We start from the raw sequence: 8,026 nt of genomic DNA on the forward strand, positions 1-8,026 counted from the left end.
CGAAACCCTGTCATCCACCTGCGTCAGGTCGAGCGCGGCCAGCTGTTCTCCCACTACCTGGAGTCCTTCGAGCACGTGTGGGAGTCAGCCGACCCTCTGGTCGGATCTCCGGCGGCGTGACACGGTGACCGCATGGGACGACGCATCGACTACATCGACGACCCCAACGCGCCGCAGGCGAACAGTGTCGTGCCCTCGGTGGTCGCCATCGTCCGGGACGGCCAAGGTCGCGTCCTCCTGATCCACAAGACCGACAACAACCTCTGGGCGCTGCCCGGAGGCGGGCACGAGATCGGTGAGTCGATCACCGACACCGTCGTGCGCGAGGTGAAGGAGGAGACCGGCTACGACGTCGTCGTCGAGCGACTCACAGGCACCTACACCAACCCGAACCACGTCATGGCCTACGAGGACGGTGAGGTCAGGCAGCAGTTCTCCATCGCTTTCGCCGCCCGGCTCGTTGGTGGCGAAGCTCGGACGAGCTCAGAGAGCAAGCGTGTCGAGTGGGTCGACCCAACCGACACTGACAACCTGGCGATGCATCCGTCCATGCGCCTGCGCCTGCAGCACGCGATCGAGCCGGTGGAAGGCGTGCATCTAGGTTGATCCTCCGCAGGGCAGCCATCTCGACTGTTGGCTGGGTCCGTCGCTCTGGGATGCGTGGTTTGGTATGTGCCTTAGTTTCCAGCGGTGTGGGTTGCCTTGCGATCGATGCCCCTACCTCGGGTCTCGTGGGGGAGTATCTGCGTTAGGGTGTCGAATCGATGGGGGCCGCCGGTCCCCGAGCGGTGAACACTAAAGGATTCCTCCTTGACTCCAGAGCGCAAGACTTTGTTGAAGTTCATGACCTTTATGCTTGTAGTGGATGTTGGCATGACTGCAGCAGCTGTTTTCTCGGATGGAAGGGCGCGGGTTTCTGCCGTGGTTTCGGCCGCTTCGGGCTGGGTGCTCTTGAGTATGGCGATCATTGGGTATTTTCGCCTCGTCCGTCATGAAAGGGTCGACCGGACGGGAGAGGGGGCTCTGCCCGAGTGAATTTTGATTGGAAGTCTACAATTTATCTCATTTCAGGAGCGTGGTTCCTGACGATGACCGTCGTGCGGGTCATTCGGGATGAAACGCTAAACCTTATCTTCGTCGGGTTCGTAATCGTGAGTGCTGTTGCCTTCGTGATGTCTAGGCGCAACCGGCGACGGAAGAGCGGGGGGCGGGACTCTGGGTCCTCGCAGTAGGAATCCCTGCTGATGAGTGAAGTCTGAGCAGACTGCCGCGGATATTGACCATGAGGCATTCTTGTCCAACAGGGATATCCATCTGTAACGCCAAGGCGCCCTAGTCAACGAGTTCCTAGCGATCCTGCTGCGCTGGGGGTTCGCGTTACCGCCACGGGTCTTACGTAGTTAATCGACGAGCGCTGGCCGATGTCGATGGCAATCGACACGTCCTGGGATGGCGCAAGGTCGATGTCCCACGGGTATCGACCGACATGACGACCCTAGACATATGCGCATACGCTGGGGAGGCGCTGCCGCCGTGCCTCATTAGGTGCCCGTCCCGGCGCGGGCCACCGGACGGGTCTACCGGGGCCTGGGTCCCGCGAGCGGGTTGCGGACCCAGGGCGTTCCCGATTGGTGTTCGGCTATCGGGACACAGACATAGCCCGAGGTCGTGTGCTGGTCACCCGCGGGCCCCAATGCAACAGCGCTGTTATATTAGTGCTGTGACAACTTCACCTGAGTCCAGTGCGCCCCGATTCGAACTGTTGCCCAGTCGGTGGCGTTCCCTGCAGATGGCGTTGCGTCAAGCCGATGAAGCGATTTCCGAGGTCTACGGACGCCTGGGCGTTGCGGGTTTGAAGCCGCGCTACTCGATGACGCTGATGTTCCTCGCCGATGGTCCGATGACAATCCGTCAGCTGTCCTATGACTGCGGGGTAACCCATTCGGCCATGAGTCAGACGATCGCCGCGATGCGCCAAGCGGCTCTCGTCGAGACCGTGCCCCTGGCCTCGGATGCGCGCGCCCGGGTCGTGGCATTGACGGAGGCTGGGGCAGCGACCGTCCCGCTCCTTCGCGCGGAGTGGGCTGCCACTGAGATGTCGATCGAGCGGCTCGAGGACGAGCTGCCCTTCAGCCTATCCGAACTCGGTGATCTCCTGCTCGTTGCGCTGGAGCGCCGCAGCTTTGCGGACCGCGTCATGGACGTGATTGACATTCCCGAGAACCAGCAATGACTTCAACTCGGACGTCGTCCCTGCTGGATGTCCGACCGCTACGGGAGAGTGGGGCGTTCAGGCGGCTGTGGATCGGGGATGTCATATCGGGCCTCGGACAGACGATGGGCGCCTTCACGGTCGCATGGCTGGTGTGGGAGCGCACCCACAGCGCCACGGCGGTAAGCCTCATCGGCATGGCGCAGCTGGTCCCGATGGTGGTATTCACTCTGCTCGGAGGCAGTTGGGCTGACCGATACGACCGGCGCACCCTGCTGGTTGCCGTTCGTTGGGCGCAGCTCGGCGTTGCAAGTGGGCTTCTTCTGGTCGTGACATTTGCCGATGCTGTGGCAGCCCTGTTTCCCCTGATCGCACTCCAGTCGGCGCTCGGATCAGTCGGGAATCCGGTTTCGAGAGCCTCGGTCGCGACGCTCCTGACCGGCGACCGCCTCGCCGCCGGGCTGGCCCTGAGTCACACGGCGTTTCAGATGAGCATGCTCCTCGGTCCTCTGATTGGTGGGATACTGGTCGCGACTCAGGGTGTGGCATTCACCCTCGCGCTCGACGCGCTCGCGTTCCTTGCCGCCATCCATGGAGCCCGTGGACTACCTCGGCTCGGGCGTCCGAAGCAGACCGGACTGACAACCGACGGAGCATTCTCGGACATCACGGCCGGAGTCCAGTTCGTCGCCCGCACCCCCATCCTGGCCGCGGTGCTACTCGCCGATCTCAGCGCCACCGTATTCGCGATGCCGTTGGCCCTGTTTCCCGTGCTCAACGACGAACGATTCGGCGGTTCGCCTGCGACCCTCGGATTGTTCGTCCCGGCACTAGGACTCGGCGGCATCGCCGCCGGCGTCTTCTCCGGACGCATCACCCGCGCCTCACGCCAAGGATTGTTAGCGGTGGCGGCCAGCATCGTCTGGGGCGCGGCGCTCTGCCTGGTCGGGTTGACGCCTTGGCTGTGGGTAGCCCTAGCCCTTCTCGCAGTCGCAGGCGCGGCAGATGTGGCCGCCGTCGTCTGCCGAGGGACGATCGTGCAATCGGCAACACCCGACGAGTTTCGCGGTCGAGTCAGTTCGCTTGACTTCCTCGTCGGTGCCGGTGGCCCGAAACTCGGCGACCTTCGAGCGGGCCTGGTGTCCGACGCCACTTCGGGAGCGTTCTCGATGGCTATCGGCGGAGCCGCCGCTACGGCGATGGCTGTCCTGATCGCGGCAAGGACCCCCTCGTTGCGGGGCTATAGGCACACTGTGGACCGCACCGGTCTCGACTAACGGTTTGACTGTCGGCAGTCGTCGTAGGTGTTCGCGGAGTCCGGATGGCATTCTTGGATCGCCAGACCATGTAGCGAGAGATGGACACTAACCAGTACGGAGACTTCCCGGCAGCCGATCCCGCACCGGGTCGCTTCGCGAGCCCATCGGCTGTCGGCGAGTATGTCCCACACTTGGCACCCAGGTGGGGTGGGGACGCCGTAGTCGCCGCCGACGGCTCGGATCGGCAGTAGGGGGTTGTGCTTGCGGAACTGGCGCATGCGCCGGTGAGGCGCTACCGACCGATCTGGACGCCCGTCCACGCGTTTGTAGTGCACTGACCGTCGGCGTTGTTTCCGGTGCTCAGGACCGTGCCGTCGACTCGCAAGCCGAGGGTGTGGGTGGACCCGGCGGCGACTGCGACGATGCCTTCCCAGCGAGTGACACCGCACTGGCCGTGGCTGTTGTCACCAGCAGCGAGGGCGGTTCCGTGGGCAGTGACCGCGACTGAGTGATAGCTGCCCGCGTCCAGCTGCACGATGTTTTCCCAGTTGTTGACGTCGCATGCACCCGTCGTCCGGGCTCCGGTGGCAAGCACTCGTCCGTCACGTCGCAAACCGAGCGTGTGCATGTAGCCGGCCGCGACAGCGGCCAGATCATGCCACCCCTCGACGGCGCACTGTCGTCGGCGGTTGACGCCCACGGCAAGAGCCGTGCCGTCGGCGCGCAGTGCGACCGAGTGCCAGTCCCCGCAGGACACGCCGATGACGTCGCTCCACGGGGCCACGTCGCACTGGCCCTCTGAACCTCGACCTGCCGCCCTGACCGTGCCATCGTCGAGCAGTCCGAGAGTTCTGCGCCAGCCCGCGGCCACGGCGATGACGTTCCGCCACCCGAGGACGTCGCATTGCCCGTCGTCGTTCCAGCCGGTGGCCATTACTGAGCCGTCCGCGCGCAGGCCGATCGTGTGCGATCGCCCCGTGTTGTTTGCTGTATGAACATTCCCTACCGCCACTGCGACGATTGCGTCCCACGACTCCACACGGCACTCACCCGCCGCATCGTTGCCAACGGCAAGCACGGTCCCGTCACGGCGACGCCCAACTGAATGCCGCCTCCCGGCAGCGAGCGCCGACGTTTCAGGTTGCACGGCGCAACTTCGCCTCGGCGACCAGTTCGAAAGCCGTCTGAAGAGCGGCGACTCGGTTGACCATGAGCGTTTGTCGCGAGGGCGAGAGCTTGCTGCCTCGGAATACGGCCTCACACTTTCGAAGGAGCGAGGCCAGTTCGCCATCCGCCTGCTCGAGATCAGTGATGTCCATGCCGCCCATCATCGGCTGTGGCGGCGCCAATCCATATGCGGAACGGCATTCGAGTTGGGTGGCTTGTCGGGCGGGCGAGCGGGGCGCTTGCTGGAGGGTCGGGCCCTGCCCGATGCCCGAGTCGGTCACAACCCCGTGGCACGACTGGGCCTACTCCTGGAGGTGCGCCATGAGCGCTCTGCTTGTCGGGTACGCCCGATGCTCCACTGATCAACAAGACCTCACTGCGCAGCGCGACGGTCTGCTCGCCCTCGGCGTCGAGGCCGATCGCATCTACGTCGACCATGGCCTGACCGGCACCAACCGCGAGCGTCCTGGACTTCGTGAGGCACTCGCCGCTTGTCGCGCCGGCGACACGCTCGTGGTCACGAAGCTCGACCGGCTGGCGCGGTCGCTTCCGGATGCTCGGGCGATCGCCGACGAGCTGACCACGAGCGAGGTCAGCCTCAGCCTCGGCGGGTCGGTCTACGACCCGACCGACGCAGTTGGGCGGCTGTTGTTCAACGTCCTCGCGATGGTGGCTGAGTTCGAGTCCGACCTGATCCGGCTGCGCACCGTGGAGGGTATGAAGGTCGCGAGGGCCAAGGGCCGGTTGAAGGGCAAGCAGCCCAAACTGAGCCGCAAGCAGGAGGCGCACCTGGTGTCGTTGGTGCACAGCGGTGAGTACAGCACCCTCGAGGTCGCCGAGCTCTTCGGCGTAGGCCGATCCACCGTTTACCGGGCGATCGAGCGACAGCGCACGGCCGCGAAGGCAGAACTCGCTGACGCCTCGTCACGACGCTGACCACCTCGGTCGTCGGCGTCCCGCAACCGACACCCTCGCGGGACGCCGACCAGCGAAGCCCTTCGGTGGCCGCCTCGGGCCTTGCTGCGTCCCGACAGCGGTTCCATCTCGGGACAGGCGCCCGTACGCGCGGCGAGAGACAGGAGGATCAGGGTCAACACGGTGGACCAGGTCAGGGCAACGGCGTATGAGGCAATCCGACAGGAGGTGCGAGGCTCTGCGGGATGCCCGTGTCACGAGCGCGCCTCGACCGGTTGGGGTGCTTTCGCGACGTGGAAACTCAGGACTGATCGAGTGATCATGGGCAGCATGGAGAGAGCAAGTATGGCGGCGCCGATGGTCGCCGCGGTGCGGGTGCCGAGGATCTCGCCCAGAAGGCCAGCGGACGCGGCCCCAAGCGGGATGGCGCCGTACATGACCTGGCTGTAGGCCCCTGCGGAGCGGGTGAGCTGATCGCGGGGGATCATGCTCTGCCGCATAGTGATGGAATAGATGTTGGCGTTGCCGAGCCCGATACCTGAGACAAGCATGACCACGGCGATGACTACGGCCAGTGCCAGCCCAGTGAGGGCCCACACCGTGGTCAGCAGTGGTACGACACAGGATAGGACGAGAGAGGCAATGAAGGCTCTGCCTATCCCGAGGCGATCGGCGATCCGCAAAGCGATGAACGTGCCGAACAGTGCACCGACGCCACCGAAACCGATCGCGACGCCATAGGCGCTGACGCTGACCTGTTGACGCTGCACTGCCCAGAGCACGAGGTTGAGGGTGAAGATCTGGCTGGCGAAGTTGTATAGCGCGGCATGCACGGTGAGGGGCCGCAGGAGTGGGCTCGCGAACAGCAGACATAGACCGTCCCACACGCTGGTGCCCTGACCGGTTGTGTGGGTCTCGTCGATCTGTCGACTGGGCTGCGCCGCACCGATGCCAAGCGCCGAGGCCAAGTAGCTGAGCGCGTCGATGACGAGCGCGAGGGCGGGCCCCATGGCCCCCACCAGGATCCCGCCGATCCCGGGTGCGCTGATCTGGGCGAAGGTGCGCGACCCCTGGATCGCGCGGTTCGCCGCTCCTAACTCCTCCTCGGGGACGAGGTCCGGAACGTAGGAGAACCCGACGAGCCCGAACATCAGCGCTGCGGTCCCGGACAAGAACGCCACCACCGCCAGCAGAGGAACCGACAGCAGATCCAGTGCCCACGCGACCGGGATGGAGCCCAGCAGCAGGGCCTGTGCCAGGTCTGACCCGATCATGATCGAGCGCTTGTTGCGTCCCTCGAGCGTGTGCCCGGCGAGCATCGAGAAGAGCAGGTACGGCGCCATCGCGGTCGTGGCGACCAGACCGACGTCGCCGGGTGAGCCGTCGAGCGCCAGCGCGGTGACTAACGGGAGCACGAAGACCGTCATCTGGCTACCAACGCCGCTCACGGTCTGCCCGAACCAGTAGTAGCGGAAAGGACGGTCCCGCGCCAGAAGTCCCAGGCTCGGATCGTTATGTCTCATGCGCTCAAGCACGTTCACCCATGAGATGTTTGCACACCGCGGCTTCATGGGCAACAATTGTTTAAGCCATGAGAACGGAAAATGACGTGGAGAAGTTCGGGTTCATCGGCGGCCATGTGACCCTTGACCTGGTCAACACGGTTCACTGGCGCGTGTCGCTCTCGCGCCGGTTCGAGGCGCTCGCGACGTACGACGACCTTGTGACATGGTCCGGCCTGGCCGGCGTGCTCGAGCCGGCAGAAGCCGAGTTGCTGCAAGCAGACAGCACGATGGGCGCGCGAGCCCTAGACGATGTACGGCGCTTGCGCGAGGCCTTCTACCTCGCCGCTGTGCACGACGATTTCGGCGCGGCGGGTCAGGTTGCGAAGAGCTACCGCACTGGGCTCGCGTCAGCTGATCTCGCACTCGACGGCGACGCCTGGGGCTGGAGGGACGCACAGCTCAACCCGAGAACCCCGATCGCTCGATTGAGTCGAGCCATGGTTGAGTTTTTGACCAGCGACCGACATCGCCTCATCCGGCAATGCGGGGATGACGAATGCGGCTGGGTCTACCTCGACACTAGCCGTGGCAACAGGCGCCGATGGTGCTCCGCCACCGGGTGCGGAGACCGCAACCGAGCCCGCGCCTACTACCGGCGCCGCAACGAGAGGACAACATGAGCACGATCGCCAACCTGACCATCCATTGCCGAGACGCCGAGACGCTTTCGGCCTTCTGGGCTACCGCCCTGGGATGGAAGCGAGAGACCGCTGACGGGTCGGCCACACTCACCGACCCCGATGCTCGCCACAGTGCGTGGTACCTGGAAAACGCCAGCGACCTAGGGAGTGTCTGGTTATTCGCGTAGCCAGATGGTGATGGTGCGGAGCACGACGCCGCCTCGGTAGACGACAGCCAGCTTGTCGTAGCGGGTGGCGATCCCTCGCCACTGCTTGTGGTCGTTGAAG

The 8,026-nt window shown here is 64.8% G+C and carries 10 protein-coding genes and 1 pseudogene; 7 read left to right on the plus strand and 4 right to left on the minus strand.

Translation table 11 applies throughout. The features are described 5' to 3' along the window. Positions 1–132: 132 nt before the first annotated feature. From M8330_RS21420 to M8330_RS21435, 4 genes are all read left to right on the plus strand, one after another. Positions 133–606: an NUDIX hydrolase gene (locus M8330_RS21420; RefSeq protein ID WP_250829008.1), complete on the plus strand. Its 474-nt coding sequence runs from the start codon at positions 133–135 to the stop codon at positions 604–606. 204 nt (positions 607–810) lie between these two features. After that, a complete protein-coding gene (locus M8330_RS21425) occupies positions 811–1,035 on the plus strand; it encodes a hypothetical protein (protein ID WP_250829009.1) in 225 nt (74 codons plus the stop codon). 754 nt (positions 1,036–1,789) lie between these two features. After that, positions 1,790–2,233: a MarR family winged helix-turn-helix transcriptional regulator gene (locus M8330_RS21430; RefSeq protein WP_250829010.1), complete on the plus strand. Its 444-nt coding sequence runs from the start codon at positions 1,790–1,792 to the stop codon at positions 2,231–2,233. Next, the gene (locus M8330_RS21435) at positions 2,230–3,489 is read left to right on the plus strand and encodes an MFS transporter (protein WP_250829011.1); all 1,260 of its coding nucleotides are present in this window, start codon (positions 2,230–2,232) and stop codon (positions 3,487–3,489) included. The genes M8330_RS21430 and M8330_RS21435 overlap by 4 nt, the downstream gene beginning before the upstream one ends. 274 nt (positions 3,490–3,763) lie before the next feature. On the opposite strand, the gene M8330_RS21440 is transcribed toward M8330_RS21435, so the two are convergent. Next, positions 3,764–4,549: an RCC1 domain-containing protein gene (locus M8330_RS21440; RefSeq protein WP_372490286.1), complete on the minus strand. Its 786-nt coding sequence runs from the start codon at positions 4,547–4,549 to the stop codon at positions 3,764–3,766. A 58-nt stretch (positions 4,550–4,607) separates the two neighbouring features. After that, positions 4,608–4,790: a hypothetical protein gene (locus M8330_RS21445; protein ID WP_250829013.1), complete on the minus strand. Its 183-nt coding sequence runs from the start codon at positions 4,788–4,790 to the stop codon at positions 4,608–4,610. A gap of 169 nt (positions 4,791–4,959) precedes the next feature. Here M8330_RS21445 and M8330_RS21450 point away from each other — a divergent pair, with 169 nt between their 5' ends. Beyond that, positions 4,960–5,574 (plus strand): recombinase family protein, encoded by a 615-nt coding sequence (locus M8330_RS21450; protein WP_250829014.1) that lies wholly within the window; start codon positions 4,960–4,962, stop codon positions 5,572–5,574. Positions 5,575–5,807: 233 nt separating this feature from the next. On the opposite strand, the gene M8330_RS21455 is transcribed toward M8330_RS21450, so the two are convergent. Continuing rightward, positions 5,808–7,094, minus strand: coding sequence for an MFS transporter (locus M8330_RS21455; protein ID WP_250829015.1), 1,287 nt, complete (start codon positions 7,092–7,094; stop codon positions 5,808–5,810). A 68-nt stretch (positions 7,095–7,162) separates the two neighbouring features. Between M8330_RS21455 and M8330_RS21460 the strand changes: the two genes are divergently transcribed. Both M8330_RS21460 and M8330_RS22805 read left to right on the plus strand, forming a co-directional pair. After that, entirely contained in the window at positions 7,163–7,738 is a 576-nt protein-coding gene (locus M8330_RS21460) for a CGNR zinc finger domain-containing protein (RefSeq protein ID WP_250829016.1), read from the plus strand. Next, complete coding sequence (locus M8330_RS22805; protein ID WP_372490287.1) at positions 7,735–7,926, plus strand: VOC family protein; 192 nt, start codon at positions 7,735–7,737, stop codon at positions 7,924–7,926. Before M8330_RS21460 ends, M8330_RS22805 begins: the two co-directional genes overlap by 4 nt. On the opposite strand, the pseudogene M8330_RS22810 reads toward M8330_RS22805, so the two are convergent. Further along, positions 7,915–8,026 (minus strand): annotated as a pseudogene (locus M8330_RS22810) (IS5-like element ISMt1 family transposase); the annotation flags it as partial. The gene M8330_RS22805 and the pseudogene M8330_RS22810 sit on opposite strands and share 12 nt — an antisense overlap.

The sequence above is a fragment of the Nocardioides bruguierae genome, assembly GCF_023656415.1.
Classification (GTDB): domain Bacteria; phylum Actinomycetota; class Actinomycetes; order Propionibacteriales; family Nocardioidaceae; genus Nocardioides; species Nocardioides bruguierae.

Coding starts and splice junctions, on each gene's coding strand:
- M8330_RS21420 (WP_250829008.1), top strand. CDS start 133: ATGGGACGACGCATCGACTACATCGACGACCCCAACGCGCCGCAGGCG.
- M8330_RS21430 (WP_250829010.1), top strand. CDS start 1,790: ATGGCGTTGCGTCAAGCCGATGAAGCGATTTCCGAGGTCTACGGACGC.
- M8330_RS21435 (WP_250829011.1), top strand. CDS start 2,230: ATGACTTCAACTCGGACGTCGTCCCTGCTGGATGTCCGACCGCTACGG.
- M8330_RS21445 (WP_250829013.1), bottom strand. CDS start 4,790: ATGGACATCACTGATCTCGAGCAGGCGGATGGCGAACTGGCCTCGCTC.
- M8330_RS21450 (WP_250829014.1), top strand. CDS start 4,960: ATGAGCGCTCTGCTTGTCGGGTACGCCCGATGCTCCACTGATCAACAA.
- M8330_RS22805 (WP_372490287.1), top strand. CDS start 7,735: ATGAGCACGATCGCCAACCTGACCATCCATTGCCGAGACGCCGAGACG.